General features: G+C 69.1%; 25 protein-coding genes and 3 pseudogenes. 11 read left to right on the top strand and 17 right to left on the bottom strand.

The genetic code is table 11. The features are described 5' to 3' along the window. The first annotated feature begins 8 nt into the window (after positions 1 to 8). Both M2437_RS18325 and M2437_RS18320 read left to right on the top strand, forming a co-directional pair. The gene (locus M2437_RS18325) at positions 9 to 1,535 is read left to right on the top strand and encodes a phytoene desaturase (protein ID WP_253388293.1); all 1,527 of its coding nucleotides are present in this window, start codon (positions 9 to 11) and stop codon (positions 1,533 to 1,535) included. Further along, positions 1,516 to 2,577, top strand: coding sequence for a phytoene/squalene synthase family protein (locus M2437_RS18320; RefSeq protein WP_253388292.1), 1,062 nt, complete (start codon positions 1,516 to 1,518; stop codon positions 2,575 to 2,577). The genes M2437_RS18325 and M2437_RS18320 overlap by 20 nt, the downstream gene beginning before the upstream one ends. A 76-nt stretch (positions 2,578 to 2,653) precedes the next feature. On the opposite strand, the gene ureG is transcribed toward M2437_RS18320, so the two are convergent. From ureG to M2437_RS18280, 8 genes are all read right to left on the bottom strand, one after another. Continuing rightward, positions 2,654 to 3,268, bottom strand: a complete 615-nt coding sequence (gene ureG / locus M2437_RS18315; RefSeq protein ID WP_003600229.1) for an urease accessory protein UreG — start codon at positions 3,266 to 3,268, stop codon at positions 2,654 to 2,656. Between the two features lie 15 nt (positions 3,269 to 3,283). After that, entirely contained in the window at positions 3,284 to 3,958 is a 675-nt protein-coding gene (locus M2437_RS18310) for an urease accessory protein UreF (protein ID WP_253388291.1), read from the bottom strand. Further along, positions 3,951 to 4,442 carry an urease accessory protein UreE gene (locus tag M2437_RS18305; RefSeq protein ID WP_253388290.1) on the bottom strand — a complete coding sequence of 164 codons (492 nt, stop codon included), beginning with the start codon at positions 4,440 to 4,442 and terminating at the stop codon, positions 3,951 to 3,953. Before M2437_RS18305 ends, M2437_RS18310 begins: the two co-directional genes overlap by 8 nt. Positions 4,443 to 4,445: 3 nt before the next feature. Then, positions 4,446 to 6,158 (bottom strand): urease subunit alpha, encoded by a 1,713-nt coding sequence (gene ureC / locus M2437_RS18300; protein WP_253388289.1) that lies wholly within the window; start codon positions 6,156 to 6,158, stop codon positions 4,446 to 4,448. 75 nt (positions 6,159 to 6,233) lie between these two features. Beyond that, positions 6,234 to 7,139, bottom strand: a complete 906-nt coding sequence (locus M2437_RS18295) for a DUF1003 domain-containing protein (RefSeq protein ID WP_253388288.1) — start codon at positions 7,137 to 7,139, stop codon at positions 6,234 to 6,236. An 82-nt stretch (positions 7,140 to 7,221) separates the two neighbouring features. Next, entirely contained in the window at positions 7,222 to 7,782 is a 561-nt protein-coding gene (locus tag M2437_RS18290) for an HD domain-containing protein (RefSeq protein ID WP_253388287.1), read from the bottom strand. Further along, positions 7,779 to 8,399: an urease subunit gamma gene (locus tag M2437_RS18285; RefSeq protein WP_253388286.1), complete on the bottom strand. Its 621-nt coding sequence runs from the start codon at positions 8,397 to 8,399 to the stop codon at positions 7,779 to 7,781. Before M2437_RS18285 ends, M2437_RS18290 begins: the two co-directional genes overlap by 4 nt. 80 nt (positions 8,400 to 8,479) lie before the next feature. Then, positions 8,480 to 9,409, bottom strand: coding sequence for an urease accessory protein UreD (locus M2437_RS18280; RefSeq protein ID WP_253388285.1), 930 nt, complete (start codon positions 9,407 to 9,409; stop codon positions 8,480 to 8,482). 209 nt (positions 9,410 to 9,618) lie between these two features. On the opposite strand from M2437_RS18280, the gene M2437_RS18275 reads away from it, so the two are divergent. Continuing rightward, entirely contained in the window at positions 9,619 to 10,137 is a 519-nt protein-coding gene (locus M2437_RS18275; protein ID WP_253388284.1) for a flavin reductase, read from the top strand. Between the two features lie 158 nt (positions 10,138 to 10,295). On the opposite strand, the gene M2437_RS18270 is transcribed toward M2437_RS18275, so the two are convergent. Then, positions 10,296 to 10,544 carry a hypothetical protein gene (locus M2437_RS18270; protein WP_056118279.1) on the bottom strand — a complete coding sequence of 83 codons (249 nt, stop codon included), beginning with the start codon at positions 10,542 to 10,544 and terminating at the stop codon, positions 10,296 to 10,298. 257 nt (positions 10,545 to 10,801) lie between these two features. Between M2437_RS18270 and M2437_RS18265 the strand changes: the two are divergent. Continuing rightward, positions 10,802 to 11,056 (top strand): annotated as a pseudogene (locus tag M2437_RS18265) (hypothetical protein); the annotation flags it as partial. Between the two features lie 100 nt (positions 11,057 to 11,156). Here M2437_RS18265 and M2437_RS18260 read toward each other — a convergent pair. Continuing rightward, positions 11,157 to 12,522 (bottom strand): annotated as a pseudogene (locus M2437_RS18260) (8-oxoguanine deaminase). 379 nt (positions 12,523 to 12,901) lie between these two features. On the opposite strand from M2437_RS18260, the gene M2437_RS18255 reads away from it, so the two are divergent. Then, positions 12,902 to 13,522, top strand: a complete 621-nt coding sequence (locus tag M2437_RS18255; protein ID WP_253388282.1) for a hypothetical protein — start codon at positions 12,902 to 12,904, stop codon at positions 13,520 to 13,522. Positions 13,523 to 13,598: 76 nt separating this feature from the next. On the opposite strand, the gene M2437_RS18250 is transcribed toward M2437_RS18255, so the two are convergent. Beyond that, on the bottom strand, positions 13,599 to 13,832 hold the full coding sequence (locus tag M2437_RS18250) for a hypothetical protein (RefSeq protein WP_003600212.1): 234 nt from the start codon (positions 13,830 to 13,832) through the stop codon (positions 13,599 to 13,601). A 555-nt stretch (positions 13,833 to 14,387) separates the two neighbouring features. Between M2437_RS18250 and M2437_RS18245 the strand changes: the two genes are divergently transcribed. Continuing rightward, positions 14,388 to 15,401, top strand: coding sequence for an NAD-dependent epimerase/dehydratase family protein (locus tag M2437_RS18245; protein ID WP_253388281.1), 1,014 nt, complete (start codon positions 14,388 to 14,390; stop codon positions 15,399 to 15,401). Positions 15,402 to 15,634: 233 nt separating this feature from the next. Continuing rightward, positions 15,635 to 16,954, top strand: a pseudogene (locus M2437_RS18240) (UDP-glucose dehydrogenase family protein). A gap of 55 nt (positions 16,955 to 17,009) precedes the next feature. Here M2437_RS18240 and M2437_RS18235 read toward each other — a convergent pair. Next, positions 17,010 to 17,354 carry a hypothetical protein gene (locus M2437_RS18235; RefSeq protein ID WP_003600209.1) on the bottom strand — a complete coding sequence of 115 codons (345 nt, stop codon included), beginning with the start codon at positions 17,352 to 17,354 and terminating at the stop codon, positions 17,010 to 17,012. 558 nt (positions 17,355 to 17,912) lie between these two features. Between M2437_RS18235 and M2437_RS18230 the strand changes: the two genes are divergently transcribed. Continuing rightward, positions 17,913 to 18,140, top strand: coding sequence for a hypothetical protein (locus M2437_RS18230; protein WP_012254349.1), 228 nt, complete (start codon positions 17,913 to 17,915; stop codon positions 18,138 to 18,140). 310 nt (positions 18,141 to 18,450) lie between these two features. After that, positions 18,451 to 18,723 carry a hypothetical protein gene (locus M2437_RS18225; RefSeq protein ID WP_012254350.1) on the top strand — a complete coding sequence of 91 codons (273 nt, stop codon included), beginning with the start codon at positions 18,451 to 18,453 and terminating at the stop codon, positions 18,721 to 18,723. 70 nt (positions 18,724 to 18,793) lie between these two features. Here the strand turns inward: M2437_RS18225 and ilvA are convergent, their stop codons facing one another. Both ilvA and M2437_RS18215 read right to left on the bottom strand, forming a co-directional pair. Continuing rightward, positions 18,794 to 20,326 (bottom strand): threonine ammonia-lyase, biosynthetic, encoded by a 1,533-nt coding sequence (gene ilvA, locus M2437_RS18220; protein ID WP_253388280.1) that lies wholly within the window; start codon positions 20,324 to 20,326, stop codon positions 18,794 to 18,796. 100 nt (positions 20,327 to 20,426) lie between these two features. Further along, entirely contained in the window at positions 20,427 to 21,002 is a 576-nt protein-coding gene (locus tag M2437_RS18215) for a PilZ domain-containing protein (RefSeq protein ID WP_253388279.1), read from the bottom strand. 438 nt (positions 21,003 to 21,440) lie between these two features. Here M2437_RS18215 and M2437_RS18210 point away from each other — a divergent pair, with 438 nt between their 5' ends. Together M2437_RS18210 and M2437_RS18205 are read left to right on the top strand one after the other, a co-directional pair. Then, positions 21,441 to 21,659, top strand: a complete 219-nt coding sequence (locus M2437_RS18210; RefSeq protein ID WP_015823292.1) for a SlyX family protein — start codon at positions 21,441 to 21,443, stop codon at positions 21,657 to 21,659. Between the two features lie 35 nt (positions 21,660 to 21,694). After that, on the top strand, positions 21,695 to 22,003 hold the full coding sequence (locus M2437_RS18205) for a porin (RefSeq protein ID WP_253388278.1): 309 nt from the start codon (positions 21,695 to 21,697) through the stop codon (positions 22,001 to 22,003). Positions 22,004 to 22,024: 21 nt separating this feature from the next. On the opposite strand, the gene dksA is transcribed toward M2437_RS18205, so the two are convergent. The 3 genes from dksA to M2437_RS18190 all read right to left on the bottom strand — a co-directional run bounded on the left by dksA (position 22,025) and on the right by M2437_RS18190 (position 25,092). Then, positions 22,025 to 22,444 (bottom strand): RNA polymerase-binding protein DksA, encoded by a 420-nt coding sequence (gene dksA, locus M2437_RS18200; RefSeq protein ID WP_003600201.1) that lies wholly within the window; start codon positions 22,442 to 22,444, stop codon positions 22,025 to 22,027. Positions 22,445 to 22,697: 253 nt separating this feature from the next. Next, positions 22,698 to 23,717, bottom strand: a complete 1,020-nt coding sequence (locus M2437_RS18195) for a hypothetical protein (protein WP_253388277.1) — start codon at positions 23,715 to 23,717, stop codon at positions 22,698 to 22,700. A gap of 1 nt (position 23,718) precedes the next feature. After that, on the bottom strand, positions 23,719 to 25,092 hold the full coding sequence (locus tag M2437_RS18190; protein WP_253388276.1) for an MBOAT family O-acyltransferase: 1,374 nt from the start codon (positions 25,090 to 25,092) through the stop codon (positions 23,719 to 23,721). Positions 25,093 to 25,254: the final 162 nt, after the last annotated feature.

Here is a 25,254-nt window from a genome sequence, read left to right as displayed (position 1 = left end):
GTCAACCTATGTTGACACTGGCCGTCAAACCGACTGTCACGTCCGACCCCGATGCCCGGCCGCATGCGGTCGTGATCGGGGCCGGCTTCGGCGGGCTGGCCGCGGCGGTTCGGCTCGGCGCCCGCGGCTATCGCGTCACCGTGTTAGAACGGCTCGACCAACCGGGCGGCCGCGCCCGCGTCCACCGCCAGGACGGTTTCACCTTCGATGCGGGGCCCACCATCGTCACCGCGCCGTTCCTATTCGAGGAGCTGTGGCGGCTGTGCGGGCGGGAGATGCGCGAGGACGTGACCCTCGTGCCGATGCAGCCGTTCTACCGCATCCGCTTCGAGGATGGGCAGAGCTTCGCCTATAGCGGCGACCGCGCGGCGATGCGGGCCGAGGTCGCCCGCTTCTCGCCGGACGACGTGCCGGGCTACGAGCGCTTCATGGCCCATAGCGAGGCCGTGTGCCGGATGGGCTTCGAGGAACTCGGCCACGTCCCGTTCGGCAGCCTCGGCTCGATGCTGCGCATCGCGCCCGATCTGCTGCGCTTGTCGGGCCACCGCAGCGTCTACGACGTGGTGTCCCGCTTCATCCGCGACGAGCGGCTGCGCACCATCTTCAGCTTCCATCCCCTGCTCATCGGCGGCAACCCGTTTCGCGCCAGCGGCATCTACTGCCTGATCGCCCATCTGGAGCGGCAATGGGGCGTCCACTTCGCCATGGGCGGCACCGGGCGGCTGGTGGACGGGCTCTGCGGGCTGATTCGGGGGCAGGGCGGCCGCGTCCGCTGCGGCGAGGAGGTTTCGCGCATCCGCGTCGAGGACGCGCGGGCGACGGGTGTGGTGCTGTCGGGCGGCGAGGTCATCCCCGCCGACATCGTCGTCTCGAACGCCGATTCCGCCTTCACCTACGGCACGCTGCTCGGCGGCCGAACCCGGCGCTGGAGCGCGCGGCGTCTGGCGCGCGCCTCGTCCTCCATGGGGCTGTTCGTCTGGTATTTCGGCACCCGGAAGAAGTACCCGGAGGTCGATCACCACATGATCCTGATGGGCCCGCGCTATCGCGGCCTGCTGCAGGACATCTTCGACCGCAAGCACTTGGCGGACGATTTCAGCCTCTACCTCCACCGCCCGACCGCGACCGACCCGCTGCTCGCCCCGCCGGGACACGACGCGTTCTACGTGCTCGCCCCGGTGCCGAACCTCGACGGCGGCCAGGATTGGGCACAGCTTGCCGAGCCCTACCGCCAGCGGATTGCGCGCTTCCTCGAAGGCTCGGTACTGCCGGGGCTGTCGGACGCCCTCGTCACCTCGCGGGTGACGACGCCGCAGGACTTTTCCGACGACTTCCTGAGCTTCCGCGGCTCCGGGTTCGGGCTGGAGCCGGTGCTGACGCAATCGGCGTGGTTCCGTCCGCACAACCGCTCGGAAGACGTGGCCAACCTCTTCCTCGTCGGCGCGGGGACGCATCCCGGCGCCGGTCTGCCGGGCGTGCTGTCCTCGGCGCGTGTCCTCGATTCCGTGGTGCCGGATGCCCGTGTTTGCGCCTGACCCTTTCGCCGCCAGTGCGGCGGACCGCTCTGCCTGCCGGGCCGCGATCCGCGCCGGCTCCAAGAGCTTCTTCGCGGCCTCGCTACTGTTGCCGCCCTCGGTGCGGGTCTCGGCCTACGGCCTCTACGCCTTCTGCCGCCTCTCCGACGACGCGGTGGACGAGGCAGGGGGCAACCGCGCCGCGGCCCTCGCCCGCCTGGAGCGACGGCTGACGGCGGCCTGTGCCGGCCGGCCCGACAACCACCCGGCCGACCGGGCGCTCGCCGAGGTGCTCGCCCGCCACGCCATCCCCGAAGCGCTACCGCGGGCGCTGCTCGAAGGGCTGGCCTGGGACACGCAAGGCCGGCGCTACGACACCCTGTCGGAGCTGGCCGCCTATGCCGCCCGGGTCGCGGGCGCGGTCGGGGCGATGATGACGCTGGTGATGGGGGGGCGCGACGGCCCCGCGCTCGCCCGCGCCTGCGATCTCGGCGTCGCCATGCAATTCACCAACATCGCCCGCGACGTCGGCGAGGATGCCCGCGCCGGGCGCCTCTACCTGCCTCGTGAGTGGCTCGACGCGGCCGGCATCGACGCGAACGCCTTCCTCTCCGAGCCTCGGCTCGGTCCCGGCCTGCAACGGGTGGTGGCCGATCTGCTGGCCGCGGCCGACGAACTCTACGCCCGCGCCGAACCCGGTATCGCCGCGCTCCCGTTGAGCTGCCGCCCGGCGATCCGCGCCGCCGGCCTGATCTACGCGGAGATCGGCCGTGCCGTGGAGGCGAACGGGCTCGATTCGGTGACGCGCCGCGCGCGCGTGACCGGCGCGCGCAAGGCCGGGCTTCTGGCCACCGCCATCCTGCCCGCGGGCGGCGGCCAGGGGCTATCGGCGCCGCCTTTGCCCGAGACCGCCTTCCTCGTGGAAGCCGTGACGCACCATCCGGTCCCGGCCGCGCGCCGCCTGCCACCGTGGTGGAACGTGTCGGGACAGGTCGTGCGGGTGCTCGACCTGATCGAGGTGCTGGAGGAGCGCGACGCCTTCCGCCGCTCGGCCGCGTCGTAAGGAAAACGAGCGGGTTCCCCTCTCCCTGCGCGGGGAGAGGGCATGCACTGACTTGATCAGGTTTTCCGAAGCACCCTCAGCCCAGCCCCCCGGCCTCCACGATGAAGCGGGCGACCGTGTCCGCTCCGTGCCCTTCGCGCAGGGAGGCGAACACGTAGGGCCGCGTGCCGCGCATCCGCTGGGTGTCGGCCTCCATCACCGAGAGGTCGGCGCCGACGAGCGGGGCGAGGTCGGTCTTGTTGACGATGAGCAGGTCGGAGCGGGTGATGCCGGGGCCGCCCTTCCGCGGGATCTTCTCCCCGCCCGCCACGTCGATGACGTAGAGGGTGAGGTCGGCCAGTTCCGGCGAGAAGGTCGCCGCGAGGTTGTCGCCGCCGGATTCGATCAGCACGAGGTCGAGCTTCGGGAAGCGGCGGCGCATCTCGGCCACCGCCGCGAGGTTGATCGAGGCATCCTCGCGGATCGCCGTATGCGGGCAGCCACCGGTCTCGACGCCGAGGATGCGCTCCTCCGGCAGGGCACCGGCCACCGTGAGGATGCGGGCATCCTCCTTGGTGTAGATGTCGTTGGTGATCGCGCAGATCTCGTAGGAATCGCGGAAGCGGCGGCAGAGCTGCTCCATCAGCGCGGTCTTGCCGGAGCCGACGGGTCCGCCGATGCCGACGCGCAGGGGTCCGTTCACGGATGCCATGACTTCCAAAAATCCTTAGGAGCGGAAGATGCGGGAATACTGCGTCTCGTGCCGGAAGGAGCCAAGATCGAGCCGCAGGGTTGCGCTGCCGAGCGCGTCGAGTCCGGCCTCATGCAGCGCCTCGGCCAGTCCGGCGACGCGAGGGGTCAGCGCGGCGAGAATCGTCGTGCCCGCACTCTGGCCGACCGGCGCCACCCGCAGCGCGGCCGAGACGAGGTTCTGGAGGAAGGCGAGGCCGTAGGCCGCCACCGTCGCCTCCCGCGCGACGCCGTGCGCCCCCGCCGCCGCACCGACGGCGACGGGATAGGCGACCTCGGCATTCAGCCGGTCGGAGACCGTCGCGAGGGCAGGGCAAGGCCAGGCTCGCAGCGTCGCATCCAGGAAGCTGCGCCCCTGCTGGCTCGTCTCCAGATGAAGCTCGCGGGAGGGGGCGAGCGCCAAGGCGAGGTCGTTGATCTCGGCCAATCCCGTATCGTCTCCGGCCTCGGTGGCGCGATGCGCGGCGGCGCAGAGGATCATGTCGTTGCGCCCCGCGCCCCGCTCCAGCACGTCGGCGAGCCAATCGCCGAGGGTGGCGGCGTCGCGGACGTCGCCGCACTCCACCGCCCATTCGAGCCCGTGCGAATAGGCGAAGGCGCCGACCGGATAGGTCGGCGAGAGCCACGCCATCAGCCGCAGGGCGTCAATCATGGGCGTGCGGGTGATCGTGCGAATGTCCGTGACCGTGGGCATGGGCATGACCGCCGGCATAGGCGCCGCCCTCGGGCCGGAACGGCCGCGTCACCGGCTCGGCGCTGCCGCCCAAACCCCGCACCATCTCGGCGAGCACGTGGTCGTGACCGATCCACACCGCCGCCTCGCCGATCTCGGCGGGGATGTGCCGGTTGCCGATATGCCAGATCAGCCGCTTGAGGGCGTGCGGAGTGGGCGCGCGGATTTCCAGCAGCGCCTCGGGCGCCGCCTCGACCCAGACGAGCCGGCCGTCCTCCAGCGCGAGGGCGTCGCCGTCATCGAGCACGGTGGCCTCGGTGAGGTCGAGCAGGAACGCGGTGCCGCCGACGCCGCGCATCGCCATGCGGCGGCGATGCCGTTCGTTCGAGTCGAGCACGATGCGATCGACGATCTCGCCGGAGCCGAGATGGTCGCGGCGGATGACACGGGTGGCGCGGATCATGGTTCAGAACAGGAAGTAGCGCTGCGCCATCGGCAAGACCTCTGCCGGCTCGCAGACCAGCAATTCGCCGTCGGCGCGCACGTCGTAGGTCTCCGGGTCGATCTCGATGTTCGGGGTCGCGTTGTTGAGGATCATGCTCTTCTTCGAGATGCCGCCGCGCACGTTCTCCACTGCCACCAGCTCCTTGGAGACGCGCAGCTTCTCCTTCACGCCGTCCTCGAGCGCCGCCCGCGAGACGAAGGTGAGCGCGGTGGCATAGGGCGCCCGGCCGTAGGCGCCGAACATCGGCCGGTAATGCACCGGCTGCGGCGTGGGGATCGAGGCGTTGGGGTCGCCCATCGGCGCGGTGGCGATCATGCCGCCCTTGAGCACGAGGTCCGGCTTCACGCCGAAGAAGGCGGGCGTCCACAGCACGAGGTCGGCGAGCTTGCCCGGCTCGATCGAGCCGATATGGCGCGAGACGCCATGCGCGATGGCCGGGTTGATCGTGTATTTCGCCACGTAGCGCCGCGCGCGCAGGTTGTCGTTGCCCGACGCGTCTCCGGGCAGGGCGCCGCGCTGGCGCTTCATCTTGTCGGCGGTCTGCCATGTGCGGATCACGACTTCGCCGACCCGGCCCATCGCCTGGCTGTCGGACGACATCATCGAGAGCGCGCCGATGTCGTGCAGGATGTCCTCGGCCGCGATGGTTTCCTTGCGGATGCGGCTCTCGGCGAAGGCGAGGTCTTCAGGGATCGACGGGTCGAGGTGGTGGCACACCATCAGCATGTCGAGATGCTCGTCGATGGTATTTTTTGTGTATGGGCGCGTCGGGTTCGTGGACGACGGGAGCACATTCGCGAGGCCGGCGACCCGCATGATGTCCGGCGCGTGACCGCCGCCGGCGCCCTCGGTGTGGAAGGCGTGGATGGTGCGGCCCTTGAAGGCGGCGATGGTGTCCTCGACGAAGCCCGACTCGTTGAGCGTGTCGGTGTGGATCATGACCTGCACGTCGAAGGCATCCGCCACCGAGAGGCAGGTATCGATTGCGGCGGGCGTGGTGCCCCAATCCTCGTGCAGTTTCATCGCGCAGGCGCCGGCGCGGATCATCTCCTCCAGCGCGCCGGGCACCGAGGCGTTGCCCTTGCCGGCGAAGGCAAGGTTCATCGGGAAGGAATCTGCCGCCTCGATCATCCGCGCAATGTGCCAGGGGCCGGGGGTGCAGGTGGTGGCGAAGGTGCCGTGCGCCGGCCCGGTGCCGCCGCCGAGCATCGTCGTCACACCGGAGCAGAGCGCCTCCTCGATCTGCTGCGGGCAGATGAAGTGGATATGGCTGTCGAAGCCGCCGGCCGTGAGGATCTTGCCCTCGCCCGCAATCACCTCGGTGCCGGGGCCGACGACGATGTCGACATTGGCCTGAACGTCCGGGTTGCCGGCCTTTCCGAGCTTGAAGATCCGACCGGCGCGGATGCCGACATCGCATTTCACGATGCCCCAATGGTCGAGCACCACCGCGTTGGTGATGACGGTATCGACGGCGCCCTCGGCGTTGGTTGCCTGCGACTGGCCCATCCCGTCGCGGATCACCTTGCCGCCGCCGAACTTCACCTCCTCGCCGTAGGTCGTGAGATCGCGCTCGACCTCGATCTCGAGGCTGGTGTCGGCCAGCCGGATACGGTCGCCGGTAGTGGGCCCGAACATGGCGGCGTAGGCGGCGCGGGGCAGGCGGGCGGACATGGCAGAGACTCGAATCGTGGGTCGGTCGATGGGAGAAGCAGGGTTGGTGCCGGAAGCGGCGTGCGGCCGTCCCGATCAGCCAGCCGGTCCGGGTGGCGGCGCACCGGGGGCCGGCGCGGCGTCCGCGGAAGGAGCGGGATCCGAGGCTGATCGCGCCGTCGCCTTCGGGCGCTTCTTGCGCATCACCTTCTTCACCTTGACGACAGGCTTGCGCGTCACGCGGGCGCGCATCTCCTGAAGCATCTCGAGCTGGATCTGCTGGATCTCGGCGAGCCGCTGCCACTGCTTGGTGACGAGGTGATCCATCTTCTCGTGCAGATGCCGGATCTCGAGTTCCGCCTTCAGGTTGACGCGGTAGTCGTTGTTCGAGCGAAGGCGGTCCTTCTTGTCCTGCCGGCTCTGGCTCATCATGATGATCGGCGCCTGGATCGCCGCGAGGCAGGACAGCACGAGGTTGAGCAGGATGAACGGGTAGGGATCGAACGCCTTCAGCTGGCCCATGGTGACGTTCACCACCATCCAGGCGACCAGCACCAGCGCGAAGCTGATCAAGAAGCCCCAGGATCCGCCGAAGGCGGCGAGCCCGTCCGAGACCCGCTCGCCGAAGCTGCGGTGCTCGTCGTAATCCTCCTCGATGTTCTCGGCGATCGTGTCCTGCGCGGCGATGCTCTCGGCCACCTGCCGGTCGAGGTCGGAATACTCGCCGTGCTCCTCCGCCAGTAGCTCGGCGACGAAGCGCGTCCGGTAGCCGGCGAGCGCCTTGTTGCTGATGAGCGCATCCTCGCTCAAATCGGGATAATCGACCCGGATGTGCTCGGCCAGCGCCGGCCGCAGGCTCGCCACCGAAACTAGGTTCCGGCGGTTCATCTCGACACCGGTGATCGCACAGACGGCCCGCTTTTTCGCGGACGCCGGATGCGCCTTCGCGTCGAGCGCCATCGGCGCCGGATCGTGCTCGTGCACCTCGTCGGTCAGGCTCACAGGCTACCCACGCCATCGCTGCGGAAGCGGCTGCCCGTGCGCCTACCCGAGAGTGCGAGCGGCGTCACGTCCCCGTCGACCATCAGAGCGTCCCTCGCGCCTCGGCGACGGCGCGGTCGAAGCGATCTTCCAGGGCGGCGTTGGTGCCGCGGCAGCCCGCCACGACCTCTTGCGCCCAGGCGATGTAGTCGGCGATCCGCTGCCGCTCCCAGCCTTCCGGCGGGCTCGCCGTCAGCGAACGGAGATTGCTGGTCTTGTCGGCGAGCTTGATCGCCTTGGCGCCCGCCGACTTGTGCGGCGCCGCCTCGACCTGCCGCCGCTTGCGCTCCGCTTTCGGGAGAGACTTGTCGTCCGTCACCTCCGCGACGAGACTGGCGACGCGCGGGCCGAACAGGCGCTCCAGCTCTTCGCGGTCGGTCTGCGTGTCTTCGACCGTGTCGTGTAGCCAGCCGGCGGCCACGAGGGCGGCATCGGGCTCCCCCATCGTCTCCGCGAGAAGGCTCGCGACTTCCGCCAGATGGTTGACGTAGGGCTCGTGCGCGGCGCCCTTCCTCTTCTGGTCCGCGTGCCGGCGGGCGGCGAAATCGGCCGCGCGCGACACGAGCGCGACGTCCCCCTGACGATCCAGATCGAGCCCGCTCACAGCGGCCCCATCACGTCGCCGCGGAAGCCGTAGACCTTCCGGTCGCCCGAGAGCGGCACCAGCGCGACCTCGCGGGTCGAGCCGGGCTCGAAGCGCACCGCCGTGCCCGGTGCGATGTCGAGGCGCTGGCCGCGGGCCTTCTCGCGGTCGAACACGAGGCCGGGATTCGCCTCGAAGAAATGGTAGTGCGAGCCGACCTGGATCGGGCGGTCCCCGGTATTGGCGACCTCGATCACCGTGCGCGGCGCGCCGGCGTTGAAGACGATCTCGCCGGGCAATGTCGTCACCGTGCCCGGCACGTCCGCCGAGGGTGCGCCGCGGATCGGGTGGTGGACCGTGACGAGCTTGGTGCCGTCGGGGAAGGTCGCCTCGACCTGAATGTCGTGGATCATCTCGGGCACCCCCTCCATCACCTGGGAGGCATCGAGGACGCGGGCGCCGGCCTGCATCAACTCAGCGACCGAACGCCCGTCGCGGGCGCCCTCGACCACGAAGTCGGTAATGAGGGCGATCGCCTCCGGATGGTTGAGCTTCACCCCCCGCGCCAGCCGGTTGCGGGCGACCTGCGCGGCCATGGCGACGAGGAGCTTGTCTTTCTCGCGGGGCGTAAGGAGCAAGGCGTGCGTCCTGAGGTGAGAGTCGGGCGGGCCTGAAGGTGGGCCGAGCAAGGATCATGCTCGGCTCAAGGTCAAGCTGGTCAGGTCTGCCACACGCGCGGCATGGGCTGCCCGCGCCATGCGGCGAGGAAGCGGGCGGCGGCGGCGCGTAACGGAGCGACGGTGGGGGCCAGCATCCGCACGGCGAGGTGGCCGTTCCAGGCGCTCGCCCCGGCCTCGACCTGCACCGGCAGGGCGTCGAGGAGGGCACGGGCCTCGTCGAGCCGGCCTTCCGCACGCGGCGAAAGGTCGAGGATCGTCGCCAGCGCGTGGGCCCCGCCGCCGATCGCCCAGCGGTCCATGAGGGCCGTGACCGCGCCGTCGAGGCGCAAGCTGTCGGCATAGACGAGGCGGCCGTCGCGGCGGATGCGCCAGCGATCCTCGAACAGGGCCTCTTCCAGGTTTTCGCCGCGGGCGGCACGGCCGAGCACCGCGATCTCGGCGACAAGCAGCGACGCGTCGGGGGCAAGATCCGCCTCGAAGCGGCGCACCAGCCGGGCGCGATCGAACAGGATCGTCTCCTGCGGCAGCCAATCGAGCCGCCCGCCCGCGCCGACGCTCACCCGGTTGACGATCTCCGCGCAGGGTCCGTCCGAGCGGTAAATCTTCTCCGCCGCGGTGGTGGTCAGCACGCAGGCCCCACCCGGCTCGACCGTCACCGACACCGTGAACACATCGCCGCAGGCGATGCCGCCGCCGGTATTGACCAGCACGCCCTCCAGCATCCGCTCGGCCCCCTGGCGGGGACAGCGCAGGCGCAAGGGGCCGCTCTCGGCGAGATCGACGATCCGCGTCGGCGCATCCGCGGCTGTTCCGGCCGGGGCGACGCGCAGATGCACCGCGCCCTGCGAGCGCTGGCGGGACAAGGCGGGGCGGAGCGGTTCGGCGGCAGGGATCGGACGGCCTCCGGCGGAGCGGGTGCCGGCTTCATCGGCCACCGGAGCCCCGTTCCGCAAGGTGGTGGGCCCCATCGGTCGGGTGCCATCCCGCACCGATCTTTGGCAGCGATGGCACAGGATGCGGGCAGCGACGGCTGTTCTTGACCGTGAGGTGGTCACTCTTCCCCTTGACCGCAGCGGCCGGAACGCCCACCGCGTCATCGTTTCAAGGGCGTTCAACCGAGCCTTGCGACGTCCTGCTCAACGATCGGGACCTCATCCGGCCCCGAGAGGCGATCGTCATGATTTCATCCGACCCCGAGGCCGTCTCCGCCTCGGCCTACCGCGAAGCGATGGCTCAGCTCGCGAGTGCGGTGCATCTCGTGACCACGGACGGGCCCGGCGGCCGTGCGGGTCTGACGGCGACGTCGGTGTGCAGCGTCAGCGACGGCCCGCCGACGCTGCTGGTCTGCCTCAACCGCAATTCATCGGCCTATCCGGCTTTCCTGCGCAACGGCGTGCTCTGCATCAACACGCTCACGGCGGCGCATGAAAGCCTCGCCACCGACTTCGCCGGCCGCGTATCGCAGGCCGAGCGCTTCGCGGGACCGGACTGGGGCCGGTTGCAGACCGGCGCTCCGGTGCTGGCGGGTGCCCTCGTCGCCTTCGATTGCCGGATCGTCGATCGCCACGAGGTCGGCACGCATGACGTGCTGATCTGCGCGGTCGAAGCGCTCGCCGAGATCAGCGGCGCCGAGAGCCTGCTCTATGCCGGGCGGCATTATCGCGTCCTGCCGCGTCCGGATTCCAAGGGCGATTGATCACCCCCGCAGAGGCGGAAAGCCAGCCGCGGCGCTGAGGGCCGAACCGGCTTGTTTCGCAACGGCCCTCGATCGAGGCGCTGCGCCCGCAGCCTCGAAGCCCGGCCGCTCGGTAGGGAGCGGCCGGATGCACCGAAGCAATGTCGCCTGATAGGCGCTCAGCGCTCGTAGTGGCGCGCGCGGGCGGTGTTGGCGTTGAAGGTGCTGCGGGTCTGACGCTCAGGCGCGACCAGGCGGGGATCGCGCTCCGGGACGCCGAACAGGTTCAGCGGCTCGGCCGAGCGGGAAACGCTGCCGGTCGCCTCCGGCTGCGGCGCCCCGGCCATCCGGCCCCGGTCTCCCGCGAAAGCGCCACCCGAAGAGACCGCGAGCGCGACGAGTGCGGCGGAGAAGATGCGTACGGACATGTTCTTGTCTCCCGAACGAGGTGTTTCGGTCAGGGAGATAAGCACGGCGCGGGCACGATGCTCACAGAATTTGTGCATCGAAGCCCTCAGAATAGCCATCGAGTGCATACGATGCGGGCACATACAGAACGCTTCAAAGACTCCAAGCGGCAGACCGCAGCCTCGCTGTATAATATTTTCTATGTTTTTCAGCAATTTAGATGTTTTCAGAAGAAATGTGCCTGCTCGCATAGCATGTGGCATGATCCTTTCCCGACATGTGCGCGTGGACACGGCGCGCGTTTCTGCCGGGACTAAACGAGCGGCATCCCTTGAAGGAGTACCGCGACCGCCTCTCCCAGCCGATCGTCGAGGGCGAATCGGTGACGGTCGCCCGGGCCGTGACCAATGCGGACGGGCGCACTGATGCCCCGCTGATCGGCGGTTGCCCGGTACCGGCGACCTACGGACTTCGCTTCCGCACCGGCGAGCATTTCCGCCGCGCGGGGTCGACGCTGCCGGAGTACGCTTTCCTCGACGTGGTGCAGATCCGCTTCGGCGTGGCCGAGCCGGAGGGGCCGTATCACGCCCCCTCGTCCCCAGCCCCTGGAGCGACCAAACCGATCGCGGACGCTAAGTGTCGCCGAAGAGGTGCCGAGCGAGCCGCGAATGCTCGTCGCGCAGGCGGCCGGTCTCGATGCCGAGCGGCTGCCCGTCGATCACCCGCCACGTGCCCGCGACCATCACCCGGTCCGCCCGGTGAGCGCCGCACAGGACGAGCGCCGCGAGCGGGTCGTGGGCGCCGGAGAAGCGAAGTTCGTCGAGGGTGAACAGCGCCAGATCCGCCTCGCGGCCGGGCTCGATCCGGCCGATGTCCTTGCGGTTGAGGCAGGCGGCGGAGCCCTCCGTCGCCCAGCGCAGGGCGTCGAGATGGGTCACGGCTTCCGCGCCGCAAGTCAGGCGATTGATCATCAGGGCGTGGCGCACGCCCTCCATCAGGTTCGAGCTGTCGTTGGAGGCCGAGCCGTCGACGCCAAGGCCGACGGGGGAGCCCGCCGCCTCCAACTCGCAGGTCCGGCAATGGCCCGAGGCCAGCACCATGTTCGAGGTCGGGCAGTGGCACACGCCGACGCCGGCCGCGCCGAGGCGGCGTACCTCGTCGTCGTTGAAGTGGATGCCGGTGGGCGAGCCAAGCCCGCCGCGTCATCCAGCCGACCTCTTCGAGGTAATCGACCGGGCGCTGGCCGAACGCCTCCAGGCAGAAGGCGTTCTCGTCGCGAGTTTCGCCGAGATGGGTGTGAAGCGGGCAATCGTAGCGCTCGGCCAGCACGGCGCTCTCGCGCATCAGCCGCTTGGTGACGGCGAAGGGGGAGCAGGGGGCCAGCCCGATCCGCACCATCGCGCCGGGCTCGGGATCATGGAACAGGCGCAGCACCCGCTCGCTGTCGGCGAGGATCGTGTCGTCGTCCTGCACCAGCGCCTTTGGCGGAAGGCCGCCTCCCTCCTGCGACAGGCTCATCGAGCCACGGGTGACGACGGCGCGGATACCGAGGCTGCGCGCCTCCTCGACCTGAATGTCGACGGCGTTCTCCAGCCCCTGCGGGAACAGGTAGTGGTGGTCGCCCGCCGTGGTGCAGCCGGACAAGAGCAGCTCGGTATAGGCGAGCCGCGTCGCGAGCCGGAACGCCTCCGGCGTCAGCCGACCCCAGATCCCGTAGAGCGCCTGCAGCCAAGGAAAAAGCGGCTTGTTGATCGCCGCCGGATGGGCCCGCGTCAGCGTCTGGAAGAAGTGGTGATGCGTGTTGATGAGCCCGGGGATGACGACGTGCCGCGAGGCGTCGAACGTCTCGTCCACCGGCGCGGCGGGCTGCCCGCCGGCCGGCACCCGCTCGGCGATGCGGCTGCCCTCGACGACGACGCCCCCGGCGGCTCCCTCCGCCAGGATCGCGAGAGGATCGCGTATCCAGAGCCGCCGCGCGACCGTGCCATCCGCTGCCATGCCGACTCCTGAGATCGATCGAAGGTGAGACCGGACCCGTGACCGCTCCGGTTGTATCGGACAGCGAAACGAGAGCGCATTCGGACGAAGTGGTCACCGGTTCATCGATCGAATGCGTGTCGAAACGAAGACCTGGAGAAGACGGCCTGATGCGATCAGGTCGGATACGGCTTTAGGGGTGGAGCCGCCGAGGCGAAAGCGTCTTGCCTGAGACTTGTGGTGGAAGCTTCGCAGAACTTCGCGTTTTGATACATGGATCTATGGACGCCGTGCGGAGGCGCCCCTATCTTTGCTGAAAGCTTCCGCAGCGGGTGCCGATGCACGCGATGCGAAAGCCCACGGCCGGCGTTGTCCTTCTCCGACCCCGAGAGGATTTTCCATGTCGCGCGGCAGCCGCTTTCCGACCTTTCTCCTCCTGCTCGGCACGATCCTGGCGGCGCCCTCTGCAGGCGCCGAGGAGAAGGCCGCAGGCCAGTGGACTGATCCGCCGGCCAAGGTGAACACCCCGGCGATGAACGCCGCCGCGGCAAAACCGGCCGCCGCTCCTGCGAAAATTGAAGAGCCCAAGGTCTCGGCCCGCGCCGAAGCCCGGCCGACCCGACGCGCGGCCAAGGCTCGCCCGGAGCGGGTTCGAACGGCCACGAGCCGCGCCCGGCCGATCCGCCAAGTACGGGTGGAAGTGTCACGGAAGGTAGAGAGTCGACCGAGCCGGCGGGTCGTGGCCCGGATGATGCCGCCAACAAGGACGGTCAGGGCAACGGGACGGAGCCTGAGCCCGGTCTACGGGTACATCGCACCCGATGCCCCGGCCGAGGCCTATTACGAACAGCGCCGGATTGGGACCGTCGGGAACAGACCGGGCGAGCTCGGCCTCCCGTCGGACGGCGGACCGGCTTATCGCACCGTCGGGATGCGTGGGGATGGCCACCTCGTCATGCGCTGGCGAGGCCCAGGCGTGCCGACCGGCCTCGTGAGCAGCCAGCCATCACCGTTCGACTGATTCGACGCGGCATAGGTGATCGACTCCGCCTTTCGACAGAGGCGGGGCCGTCAGATACCGGAGACGTGAGAGGTGTTCAGCGAGCGCGGCCGGGACGAGCCGGCTCGAACACGATGCGGCGGTGATAGGCGCACCAGCTCTTGCCATCGGCGACCGGAGCCCCGCAGCACACGGCCTGGTCGCTCGGCTCACCGATGATGAACTTGCAGACGAAAGTGCCGGATTGCGCGAAGGGGACACGAAGATCGGCGGACGGTTCGGCAATCGCATCGGCCTCACCGACTTGCGGCAGGCGGAAAAGTTGGTTCATCGTGCGGACACTCGGTGTTCGGACTCGCTGGACCCAAGCGAGGGGCGGCACAGCGCCCTGGGCCTGGACGGATGTTTCGGCCGGCCCGCGCGTCTCACGCGATCCGTACGACGACGGTCAGTCCCGACGGAATGCGGGACCGGCGTCGCGAGCGGGCGCGAGACGAAGGTCGGCTGATAGTCTGGTGTAAGTATACCTGATTCCCCGACAAACAACCCCTGAGCCGGCGCGACAGCTGCGCGCTGGAAGCAGGGTTAGCTCGTTCACCGGGCGAAAGGCGGACGGACACCTGCCTGAAAAACCCTGTGAAATCGATAATCGAAGTTGAGACACAACGTTCCCGATCCGCCCGGCGACCGGCCTCCTGACGGCTGATTGCGTTCCTTGCGACGCGGGCGTGCGGACGCTATCCCGTTTCAGAGTGCGTCATGAAAATGCCGGCTACTGATCACCGCTCCAATCGCCTCTCCTCTTGGCACGGCTCTTGGCACGGCGGCGCAGCGGGAGTTGAGTGAGAGACACGGATTCTCTGGAAGACGGCGCACCGGGCCTCGCATGCATGCTCTCGTCACGGGCTCGGCCGGCTTCATCGGCCACGCGCTGAGTCGCCGCCTGCTGGCGGCGGGCTTCGGCGTGACGGGGTTTGACGGCCTCTCGCCCTATTACGATGTTGGGCTGAAGCGCGCCCGGCACGCGGATCTCGCCCAATCTCCCGGCTTCGAGGCGGTGGAGGCCCGGCTCGAAACGCCCGGCGCGCTCCTCGACGTGATGGCGCGGGTCAAGCCGGACCTCGTCTTCCATCTCGCGGCGCAGGCGGGCGTTCGCTACAGCCTCATCGACCCCGGCGCCTATGTCGAGGCGAACCTCGTCGGCTTCGCCAACCTGCTGGAGGCGGTGCGCGCCCACCCCGTCAAGCACCTGCTCGTCGCCTCGACCAGTTCGGCCTATGGCGGCAATGCGAGCGTCCCGTTCCGCGAGACCGACCGTGCGGTCTCGCCGCTCACGCTCTACGCCGCCTCGAAGCTCGCCAACGAGGCGATGGCGCATTCCTACGCCCACCTGTTCCGCGTGCCGACGACGGCGTTCCGCTTCTTCACGGTCTACGGACCGTGGGGGCGGCCGGACATGGCCCTGTTCCTGTTCACCCGGAAGATCCTGGCGGGCGAACCGATCGAGGTGTTCGGCGAGGGCGCGGCGGAGCGCGACTTCACCTTCATCGACGATCTCATCGACGCGATCGTCGCGCTGTCGGAGCGCCCGCCGCCGATGCCGTCCGAGGGCGGCCCGGTCTCGGCGGACGACACCCTGAGCGCGGTCGCGCCCTATCGTCTGGTCAATATCGGCGGCGGCCGCCCGGTTCGGCTCGATGCCATGATCGGCGCCCTGGAGGCGGCCCTGGGACGCAAGGCCGAGCGCGTGCTGAAGCCGCTCCCGCCCGGCGACGTGATCCGGACCCATGCGAGTCCCGACCTGCTGCGCGACCTCGTCGGCCGGTTGCCCGAGACGCCGCTGGAGACCGGCATCCCCGCCTTCGTGCGGTGGTATCTCGACTATTACGGGGACCAGTAGAGCCCTTGCGGGCCAGCGTCTTGGGGGCAGAGGCCCTGGACGGCGCGTCGCTCGATCCTCGTTCCCGAAAACGGATCACAGCCTTTCGGGACCTCACCTTCCCCCGGATGCGCCCGCGCCGGCCACGCTGAGCGAATTGCCTGCATCGGAAAATATGCCGACCCTCGTGGCGGGCGGTCTCCTCGACAGTTCTTGAGGATCAGGGTCCGCCACTGCAGGGAGACGGACCACCGATGCGCATCGCGATGATTGGCTCGGGCTATGTCGGCCTCGTGTCGGGCGCCTGCCTCGCCGATTTCGGCCACGAGGTCGTCTGCATCGACAAAGATCCCGGCAAAATCGCCGCCCTCAACGAGGGCCGCATGCCGATCTACGAGCCCGGCCTCGACACTCTCGTCGCCGAGAATGTGCGGGCCAAACGCCTCTCCTTCTCCACCGACCTCAAGCCCGCCGTGGCGCAGGCGCAAGCCGTGTTCATCGCCGTCGGCACCCCGTCCCGCCGCGGCGACGGCTTTGCCGACCTGTCCTACGTCTATGCCGCAGCCCGCGAGATCGCCGAGGCGCTGACCGGCTACACCGTGGTCGTCACCAAATCGACCGTGCCCGTCGGCACCGGCGACGAGGTCGAGCGCATCATTCGCGAGGCCCGCCCCGACATCGATGTCGGCATCGCCTCGAACCCCGAATTTCTGCGCGAGGGCGCCGCCATCGGCGATTTCAAGCGGCCGGACCGCATCGTCATCGGCGCCGAGGACAACCGCGCCGCCGCCGTGATGCAGGAGGTCTATCGACCGCTCTACCTGCAACCAGGCGCCGATCCTGTTCACCGGACGACGCACGGCCGAGCTGACCAAGTATGCCGCCAATGCGTTCCTGGCCACCAAGATCACCTTCATCAACGAGATCGCGGATCTGTGCGAGCAGGTCGGGGCCAACGTGCAGGAGGTCGCCCGCGGCATCGGGCTCGACAACCGCATCGGCGGCAAGTTCCTGCATGCGGGGCCGGGCTATGGCGGCTCATGCTTCCCGAAGGACACGCTGGCGCTGGTGAAGACGGCGCAGGATTACGGCACGCCGGTGCGGATCGTCGAGACGGTGGTGGCGGTCAACGATCAGAGGAAGCGCGCGATGGCGCGCAAGGTGATCGCGGCCTGCGGCGGGTCGGTGCGGGGCAAGCGCGTGGCTTTGCTCGGCCTGACGTTCAAGCCGAACACCGACGACATGCGCGACGCGCCCTCGCTGTCGATCATCGCCGGCCTGCAGGATGCGGGGGCACAGATCGTGGCTTACGATCCGGAGGGGAGATGGAGCAGGCGCGGCCGCTGCTTCAGGGGGTCGCTTACGCCGAGGATGCCTATGCCTGCGCGGAAGGGGCCGACGCTCTGGTGATCGTGACGGAGTGGAACGCGTTCCGGGCGCTGGATCTCGCCCGGCTCAAGGGGCTGATGCGCGCGCCCGTCCTCGTCGATCTCCGCAACGTCTACGCGCCGGAAGAGGCCCGCCGCCAAGGCCTGCGCCATGTCGGCGTCGGCGCCCTGGCCCGCTACGACTGATCCGACCGTCAGCTCGTCGGTCTCGAGAGACTCGTCCCGAGAGCCGGCGGATGGCCTAACGCACCGCGCGGCGGGTGAGCAGGAGATGCATCCCCTGCGCGGCGAGCCCTCCGGCCAGAGCCGCGCCGCCTTTCACCAGAAAATCGATGAGTCGGCCATGCCGGCTCACGGTCAGGCCCTGTGCCGCCTCGAGCCCCCCGGCGAGGGCGACGGCCACGAGAAGCGCCCATCCCCAACGCCGCGGATACGAGAGCACGAGCAGGAAGCCGAACAGCGCGTAGGCGCCGGCCCGCTCAAGGGTCGGGGGCGCCAGGACCGGACGCGCCTCGAGCGGCGAAAGCGTCACGGCGACGAGGCCGATGGCCACGACCCATGCCATCAGGCGAACAAGCGTCAGCATAAGATCTCGTGCGCGCAAGCCGGCACCGAGGTCAAGCGCGCCGGTCGAGCACGCCGCCCGAAGCCCCGGCGCCAGCCATCAGGCTCGCTCCACCGACGCGGCGATCAGTGAGAAGACCAGCCCGAGGGCGAGGTTGCAGGCGAGCAGGATCGCAAACAGGGTCATGGCCGCATCACGCCGTGCAGGTCAGGACGATCGCGGCGACGCGGGCGGCGGCGACGATCTTCGGCATCATTCCCCTCGCGGAATCTCACATTTCGCAAGAAGCGGGCTAGCGTTGGCGGTTTGCCGGCATGTTGCGTCGATTGTTGCGTTGAATGCACGGCCGGCCGGATGCGGTGACGGAAGGTGCGTCATGCGCTGTGAGGCTTAAAAATATCTTTGAGGATGCCTGAGACTACTTAAGTGCAAATGATGCCGGATATCCCTAATTTGGAGGATGCAATTGTCCCGAAATCATTGCCTGCTACGACCCGAGGGGGCCCAGGCCGCAGTGAGACCGGGGCGTGCCAAGGGGGCGCTGGCTGCGGCGCGGCGCCCCCCCGAGGGGGACGGGTCATGGTGAGGAATGGGGCGGTTCATCCGCGCTGGGTCTTGCGCAGGGACGAGCGGCGGACCGGGCGATACAACGGCGACAAGGTGGTGCGGTGGATCGCACGCCCGACGCTGATGAAGGGGCGCAAGAAGGGATCGGCCGATGCCGATGCCGAGGACGGCACGGGAAGCTACGCGCCGCCGTCCCGCCCGAACGGATACGGGGGCCTGCGGCTCGTCTCCGACACGTGATGTGACGGGAGAGGTCGGGGGCATCGCCGGGGCCATCGGGCACACGCTCGATTCCCTCGCACGAGGCCCCCGGCGCACGATCACGCCACCGCCTTGCGGTCGCTTCGCAACCAAGGTCGGCGTGCGATGCTCATGTCGGCGCTGGCAGCAGACCGGGCTGGTTCTTGCGCAGGTTCCGAGAGAGTTTGCGCAAGATCCGTGAGGATTGAGGCTGCTCTCGACCCGGGGATCCCTTGGCAACGTCTTCGGCGCGGTACATGCTCGCTGTCGAAAGCCGCCGGACAACGCGGCGGCATCGGAGGGTCGTCCCATGCTCGCCGCCAACCGCTTGGTCAAATCGGCCTGGATCGCCGTCGATGTCACTAAGGAGCGCACCGAACGGGTGCTCGTGGTCGAGGCCTATATCGCCGTCAGTCCGCTCGAGAAAAATTTCGACGCCCACCGCTACGACAAGGTCGTGGAGGATGTGCGCCGCGTTCTCGCCGAGCATCCCGAGATCGATCGTGCCTCGATCCTGAGCATGCATCGGGATGCCGGCTGCACCGCCCTGTTCCGCAGCCAGCCCGCTCACGCCACGGCGTGACGCGATCCGGTCCGCGCCGGAGGACCGGCAGAGGCCCGCGTGACGGAGGCGAGCCGGGCGCGACGGTGCGTCAGTGGTCGGTCGCTCCGATGCCGTTGTCGAGAAACAGCCGGTAGGCCGGGTTGTCGGTCTCGTCGACATAGGGATAGGCGAGCGCTTCGAGGGCGGCGTCGAAGCGGTCGCGCTCCGCTGCCGGCACCTCGATCCCCGCGAGCACACGGCCATAATCGGCGCCGTGATTGCGGTAGTGGAACAGGCTGATGTTGAAGCCGTCGCCGAGCGCTTCGAGGAACTTCATCAGCGCGCCCGGCCGCTCGGGGAACTGGAAGCGGTAGAGCCGCTCGTCGGCGAGCCCCGCCGCGCGCCCGCCCACCATGTAGCGGACATGCACCTTGGCCATCTCGTTGTCGCTCATATCGGCGACGCGATAGCCGGCGCTCTCCAGGGCGGAGATCAAATCGCGCTTCTCGGGCTTGCCGCCGGGCAGGTTGATGCCGACGAAGATGCGCGCGTCGCTGCCTTGCGCGTAGCGGTAGTTGAATTCGGTGATCGCGCGGGGCCCGAGCGCGCCGATGAAGGCACGGTAGGCGCCCGGCCGTTCGGGGATGGTGACGCCGAGCAGCACCTCGCGTTCCTCGCCGATCTCCGCCCGCTCGGCGATGTGGCGCAGGCGGTCGAAGTTGAGGTTGGCACCCGACGAGATGGCCACCAGCAGCCCGGCACCGGGATTCTTCGCCGACCAAGCCTTGGCCCCGGCCAGACTCAGCGCGCCCGACGGCTCGGAGATCGCGCGGGTATCGTCGAAGATGTCCTTGACGGCGGCGCACATCGCGTCGGTATCGACGGTGATGACCGCGTCGAGATGCTCGCGGCAGAGCCGGAAGGTCTCCTCGCCGGCCTGCCGCACCGCGACGCCGTCGGCGAACAGCCCGACGCTCGGCAGCATCACCCGGTCGCCCGCCCGGAGCGCCTCGGACATGGTGGCGGCGTCGTCCGGCTCGACGCCGATCACCTTGGTCTCGGGGCGCAGATATTTCACGAAGGTGGCGATGCCGGCGGCCAAGCCACCGCCGCCGATCGGCACGAAGATCGCCTCGATCGGTCCGGTATGCTGATGCAGGATCTCCATGCCGATCGTACCCTGCCCGGCGATCACCTCGGGATCGTCGAACGGGTGCAGGAAGGTCAGGCCCCACTGCGCTTCGAGGCGCCGAGCCTCCGCCAGAGCCTCGTCGAAGGCGTCGCCGTGCAGCACGACCTCGGCACCGCGGGCTCGGCAGGCATCGACCTTGATCGCCGGGGTCGTGCGCGGCATCACGATCACTGCCCGCACGCCGAGCTTGGCCGCCGCCAGGGCCACGCCTTGCGCGTGGTTGCCGGCCGAGGCGCAGATCACGCCGCTCTCGAGCCGCTCTTGGGGCAGCGAGGCCATCTTGTTGTAGGCGCCGCGCAGCTTGAACGAGAAGACCGGCTGCAGATCCTCGCGCTTGAGCAGCACGGGACGGCCGAGCCGCTTCGTCAGGCGGGGCATCGGATCGAGGGGGCTCTCGATCGCCACGTCGTAGACGCGGGCGGAGAGGATCTTCTTGATGTAGTCGGTCACGGGCAGGCTTTCGGCCGCGGCATCGGGCAGGGCACGCCCGGGACTTAGTCCTTCCGCGGCCGGGATGCGAGGGCGGGATGCAAGGGGAAGGGCCGCACCGTCAGAGCCGGATCCCGGCATGGACCTGCCCGGGATCGAGAGGAAAGGCGAAGGCCGCGCCGATGCCGTCGCGGAAGACGCGCACCACCTTCGCTGCCGTGTCGCCGATTGTGATGCTCGCCCCGTGCGAAAGCGTGTGGTCGATCGCGAGCGCCGCGCCGGACGACGAGACGTTGATCAGCCGACCGGGCAGGACGCGACCGTCTTCGAGGGTCACGAGCACGTCCTTGCGCGCCGGGTTGATCCGCGGATGCGCCCGCGCCGACTCGAAGGTCCGCCCCTGCTCGCGGGCCAGCGCCAGCATGGTGCGGGCGACCTCGGCCGCCCGCTGCCGGGATGCCATCAGGCGCACGACGAACTGGTTGTCGCCGCTGCTGACGACGCGGGCCTCGACCTGGCCGATGTAGCGGATGCTGCAGGTGAGCGGCTCATTGACCGCCGGATCGGAGGCCGACCGGAAGGTGATGCCGGTGCGGGAAAGATCCTGCGTCACCGCGTAGAAATCGGGCTGCCGCCGGCTCCAACACAGCGCAGGGAGGAACACCGTATGGAGGTTGGAGGCTGGGCGCTCGATCATGGTGCCGCGTGTCATCGTTGCGCGACACTGGCCTTGCACCCCTGAAGGGAAAACGCCGAAAATCCCTCGATTTTTCCGAAATTTTTCGCGGGCGAGCCGCCGGACCAAACGCCCGAATGTGACGACGACCGCCTCGCCTCACCGCCAACCCAATCCTGGTCTCGCCCCTGTCGAACAGGTTCGAATTCAGAGGACGTCTCTCGGCTCCCTAGCTTGGAACCGACAAAGATTTTTACATGACATTTCTCTCGGCGAACGAAAGCGCCGGCGCCAATACGAAACGGAGTTCGACAGCGCGCCTTCAGGCCGGATGAATTCCGAACCCAGCCGATCGCCATTCCAGGGGAGCATATCGCTCATGCTCAGATACGATGGCAAACGGGGAGTGTTGATCACAGCCGGTTGTCAGGAAGCGGCCGCTCCGGGCATGGTCGGGCGATGAGCGACCTGCCGCCCGACACCGATCGCCTTGCACGCCTCGAGATTCGGCTGACCGAGCAGGAGGCCGTGATCGAGGATCTGAACGCGGCCATCACCGCGCAGTGGAAGGTGATCGACCGGCTCACCCGGCAGCTCGGCCGGTTGCAGGAGCAGGTCGAGGACAGCGCCTTCCGGAGCGCCAGCGGCGCGCCGGAGCCGCCGCCACCGCATTACTGAGGCGCGTTGGTCTCGTGAGGGCAGGGGAGAGTGTAATGCGGAGCGTGATGCGCTGCCTCGGCCTGTGCCTCGCACTGGTGCCGTTCTCCGTGGGCGCGTTCGAGCGCGCACCGCATCCTTCCGAGGCGCCGATGGAACCCTGCCCGAGCCAGGGGGCGGGCTTCTTCCGGATTCCGGGCACGGCGAGCTGCATCCGACTGTCGGGCCGGGTGACGGCCGGTGCCGATGTCGGCCAGCGCCATCGTGCCGCCCCTGTCCAGGGCCGCATCGCGGTCGATACACGAACCGATTCCGCCCTGGGGCCCGTCCGCAGCTTCGTCCGGATCGAGGCGGGACAACGCTGAGGAACGCCGAAGCGGCCCGGGTCAGTCGTCGCGATAGACGCGCTCGCGGCGCTCGTGGCGTTCCTGCGCTTCCAGCGACAGGGTCGCGATCGGCCGCGCATCGAGCCGCTTAAGCGAGATCGGCTCGCCGGTCTCTTCGCAGAAACCGTAGGAGCCGTCCTCCAGCCGGGCCAGGGCCGCGTCGATCTTGCTCGTCAGCTTGCGCTGACGGTCGCGGGCGCGCAGCTCAATCGCCCGGTCCGTCTCCGAGGAGGCGCGGTCGGCGATATCCGGATGGTTCTCGTTCTCGCTCTGAAGCGCGGTGAGAGTCCCCTGCGCCTCGCGCAGGATCTCGCTCTTCCAATTGAGCAGCTTGCGCCGAAAGTACTCGCGCTGCCGCTCATTCATGAAGGGCTCGTCGTCGGAGGGCCTGTAGCCGTCCTCGATCGTGACCTTCGCCATCGTCTTATCCTCGCGCTCCCTGCCGGTCAGCGGCGATCGTCGGCGAGGCTATAATCGAGCCGGGCAAGCTCTACAACGCGCGGATGCCGCCTTGCACCGTCTCGCGTGAAAAGCTCTCGCGATGCGGCATAGACGACACGCTCAAGTGGCCCCCGACCCGACATCAGGTTGAGCCGGTGGGTCCGCTGCCACAGGCGCGCGATGGAGGCCGCCCACGGAGGCAGGGACTGCTCCTCCATGAGACCATCCCGGTTCAGGGCGTACCGCGCAGCCGGACGAGGGCGGCGGCGATCTCGTCGGCCAGGGGGCGGGCGAGGGCGTGCCGGTAATGGGTCTGGTCGAAGAACAGGCCGGGATCGTGCAGGGCCGGCCGCTCACGCCGCGCATCGATGAGCGCGCTGCGCCTGTGCCGTTGCAACGCCGCCGCCGCCGCGTTCCGGCAGGCGGCCTCGGCCTGGGCCCGCGGCGTGCCGGGCCGGGGGAGGCCGGCGGCGTAGACCGGCGGGAAGACCAGGACCACAGCCGTCTCGGCCGGCAGCGCGGCGAGGGCGGTGCCGAGACGGTCCGCGGCGGGAAAGTCCGGCCCTGCTTTGCCCGGAGCCGCCGCGTCGGGGACCGGTGTTTCGCGCATGACGCGGAGGCGTTCGTCGTCGAGCGTGCCGCGCTTCAGGAAATCTAGCTCATAGTCCGACCAGCCGTCGGCGACCGCCCGCTTGCGGCGCGCGCCGACGAGCCAGCCGATGCGGCCGACGACTTCCTGCGCCACGGAAAAGCGTAGGAGACCGCGCAAATAGGCAAGCGGATCGGGGCTGTAGAGCCAGAGCGGGAACGGCTTGTCGTTGGGCAGCGCCGGATCGTCGGTGCACCAGAAATCGTCCACCGAGAGGATCACGGCCTGCGGCGCCGGATGGTGGCGTAGGAACCAACCGAGCAGCGCGAGCTGCTCTCCGGGGCCGGTCCCGGGCACGGAGAGCTGCACGAAGGGAATACCGGTCGCCGCCGTGAGCCGCGCGGGCTCGATCAGTTGGATGTGCGAATTGCCGAACACCGCCCCGGCGAAAGCCGGGTCGCGCCCGCGTAACGCGGCGGCGGTGCGCGGGCCCTGCGGGCGCACGGCGCCGGCCGAGAACAGCGTCGAGCGCCCGCTGTCGTAGGGATCGATCAGGACCGCGAGCGTGAGATATCCGGCCAGCAGGCCGATGGTGGTCCCCAGGAACCGGCGCGCGAAGGCCGCCCAGTCCTGCCGCGCAACGCTGCCGGAGGCGGGTCCCATCTCAGAACTGGAAGTAGATGAATTCGTAGTTCGCATCGTCCCCGATCTTGAGGAGCACGACGACGAACAACAGGGCGCAGGCGGCCGCGAGCCAACGGTTCGGCGGCAGGCGGTGCACGGCGGCCCAGGCGGTCGGGCCGATCATCGCGACGGCGGCGGCGATTGCAATGGTGCGCCACTTGAAGCCCGCCCCCGTGGGCGCCAACCCGAACAACCCCTTGTAGATCGCCAATGCCGCCTCGAACGAGGAGGCGCGGAACAGGACCCAGGTCAGGATCACGAATCCGGCCGTCAGCGCCCAGCCGAGGAGATGCGGCAGCCGTCCGCCCGCCCGGCGCCAGAGCACGCCCGCCCCGAGGCCCACGCCGTGGGCGGCGCCCCAGGCGACGAAGGTCAGCCCCGCCCCGTGCCAGAGGCCACCGAGCGTCATGGTCGCGAACAACGCGCCGACCTGGAGCGCGAGACCGCGGCGGTTTCCGCCCATGGCGATGTAGAGGTAGTCGCGCAGGAAGCGCGACAGCGTCATGTGCCAGCGCCGCCAGAAGTCGCGCAGCGAGGTGGCGCGGTAGGGCACGTCGAAATTCTGCGGCAGCACGATCCCGAACAGCAGCGCGAGGCCGAGCGCCATGTCGGTGTAGCCGGAAAAGTCGAAATAGATCTGGAAGGTGAAGCCGAGCGTCGCCTGCCACGCCTCGGCCATCGTCACCGCCTTGCCCGCGGCCGCCGCCTGGAACACCGGGTTGACGTAGACCGATAGCGGATCGCCGAGGAACACCTTCTTGGAAAGCCCGACGGTCAGCAGCATCAGTCCGCGCCCGATCCGCTCGGCCGCGTCGGGACGCGCATAGGGGCGCTCCTCGAACTGGTGCATGATCTCGCTCCAGCGCACGAGCGGGCCGGCGAGAACCTGCGGGAAGAAGGCGATGTAGAGGGCGTAACGGGTCAGCCCGAATGCCGGCGCGCGCCCGGCCCTCAGGTCCGTCAGGTACATGATGTGATGGAAGGTGAAGAACGAGATCCCGAGCGGCAGGGCGAGGTCGATCCGCGGAAGGTCGATGCCGGGGATCATGTCGGCGAGATCGGTGAGGAATCCGAGATACTTAAAGGCGCCCAGCACCGCGAGGTTGCCGGCGAGTGCCACCGGAAACAGCCAGCCGGTGCGATCCCGCGTCAGGGCGCGGGCCACGAGCCAGTTCACGCCGATGGAGGCGAGAAGCAGCGGCAGGAAGCGCCAGTCCCACCACGCGTAGAAGACGAAGGACAGCCCGACGAGAAGCGGCAGCCGCGCCTGCGGCCGATAGCGTTCGGCGGCGGCGTGCAGCAGCAGCGCGGCCGGCAGGAAGGCGAGCAGGAAGACGAAGGAGTTGAACAGCATCGCGGCGCGGACGATTCCCCTGGCGATCCGGTCTCTTGGCGATCCGGTCTCTCGGCGATCCGGCTCCGCTGGCGATCCGGTGAGACCGGCGCGCGCCCGCTCACGCGGCCAGCCTTGTCGAGGATCGAAGCGGAACCGTCAATCGCGCCGAAGCGGCCCGGC

This window comes from Methylorubrum pseudosasae, assembly GCF_029504475.1.
Lineage (GTDB): Bacteria > Pseudomonadota > Alphaproteobacteria > Rhizobiales > Beijerinckiaceae > Methylobacterium > Methylobacterium extorquens.
The sequence above is the reverse complement of the archived record's forward strand: the minus strand, read 5'-3'. Positions and strand labels throughout refer to the sequence as shown.

Bases quoted from the DNA above. Each gene is read 5' to 3' on its own strand.
- M2437_RS18325 (WP_253388293.1), top strand. From the start codon at position 9: ATGTTGACACTGGCCGTCAAACCGACTGTCACGTCCGACCCCGATGCC.
- M2437_RS18320 (WP_253388292.1), top strand. From the start codon at position 1,516: ATGCCCGTGTTTGCGCCTGACCCTTTCGCCGCCAGTGCGGCGGACCGC.
- ureG (WP_003600229.1), bottom strand. From the start codon at position 3,268: ATGGCATCCGTGAACGGACCCCTGCGCGTCGGCATCGGCGGACCCGTC.
- M2437_RS18310 (WP_253388291.1), bottom strand. From the start codon at position 3,958: ATGATTGACGCCCTGCGGCTGATGGCGTGGCTCTCGCCGACCTATCCG.
- M2437_RS18305 (WP_253388290.1), bottom strand. From the start codon at position 4,442: ATGATCCGCGCCACCCGTGTCATCCGCCGCGACCATCTCGGCTCCGGC.
- ureC (WP_253388289.1), bottom strand. From the start codon at position 6,158: ATGTCCGCCCGCCTGCCCCGCGCCGCCTACGCCGCCATGTTCGGGCCC.
- M2437_RS18280 (WP_253388285.1), bottom strand. From the start codon at position 9,409: ATGGGGCCCACCACCTTGCGGAACGGGGCTCCGGTGGCCGATGAAGCC.
- M2437_RS18275 (WP_253388284.1), top strand. From the start codon at position 9,619: ATGATTTCATCCGACCCCGAGGCCGTCTCCGCCTCGGCCTACCGCGAA.
- M2437_RS18270 (WP_056118279.1), bottom strand. From the start codon at position 10,544: ATGTCCGTACGCATCTTCTCCGCCGCACTCGTCGCGCTCGCGGTCTCT.
- M2437_RS18255 (WP_253388282.1), top strand. From the start codon at position 12,902: ATGTCGCGCGGCAGCCGCTTTCCGACCTTTCTCCTCCTGCTCGGCACG.
- M2437_RS18250 (WP_003600212.1), bottom strand. From the start codon at position 13,832: ATGAACCAACTTTTCCGCCTGCCGCAAGTCGGTGAGGCCGATGCGATT.
- M2437_RS18245 (WP_253388281.1), top strand. From the start codon at position 14,388: ATGCATGCTCTCGTCACGGGCTCGGCCGGCTTCATCGGCCACGCGCTG.
- M2437_RS18235 (WP_003600209.1), bottom strand. From the start codon at position 17,354: ATGCTGACGCTTGTTCGCCTGATGGCATGGGTCGTGGCCATCGGCCTC.
- M2437_RS18230 (WP_012254349.1), top strand. From the start codon at position 17,913: ATGGTGAGGAATGGGGCGGTTCATCCGCGCTGGGTCTTGCGCAGGGAC.
- M2437_RS18225 (WP_012254350.1), top strand. From the start codon at position 18,451: ATGCTCGCCGCCAACCGCTTGGTCAAATCGGCCTGGATCGCCGTCGAT.
- M2437_RS18215 (WP_253388279.1), bottom strand. From the start codon at position 21,002: ATGATCGAGCGCCCAGCCTCCAACCTCCATACGGTGTTCCTCCCTGCG.
- M2437_RS18210 (WP_015823292.1), top strand. From the start codon at position 21,441: ATGAGCGACCTGCCGCCCGACACCGATCGCCTTGCACGCCTCGAGATT.
- M2437_RS18205 (WP_253388278.1), top strand. From the start codon at position 21,695: ATGCGGAGCGTGATGCGCTGCCTCGGCCTGTGCCTCGCACTGGTGCCG.
- dksA (WP_003600201.1), bottom strand. From the start codon at position 22,444: ATGGCGAAGGTCACGATCGAGGACGGCTACAGGCCCTCCGACGACGAG.
- M2437_RS18195 (WP_253388277.1), bottom strand. From the start codon at position 23,717: ATGGGACCCGCCTCCGGCAGCGTTGCGCGGCAGGACTGGGCGGCCTTC.
- M2437_RS18190 (WP_253388276.1), bottom strand. From the start codon at position 25,092: ATGCTGTTCAACTCCTTCGTCTTCCTGCTCGCCTTCCTGCCGGCCGCG.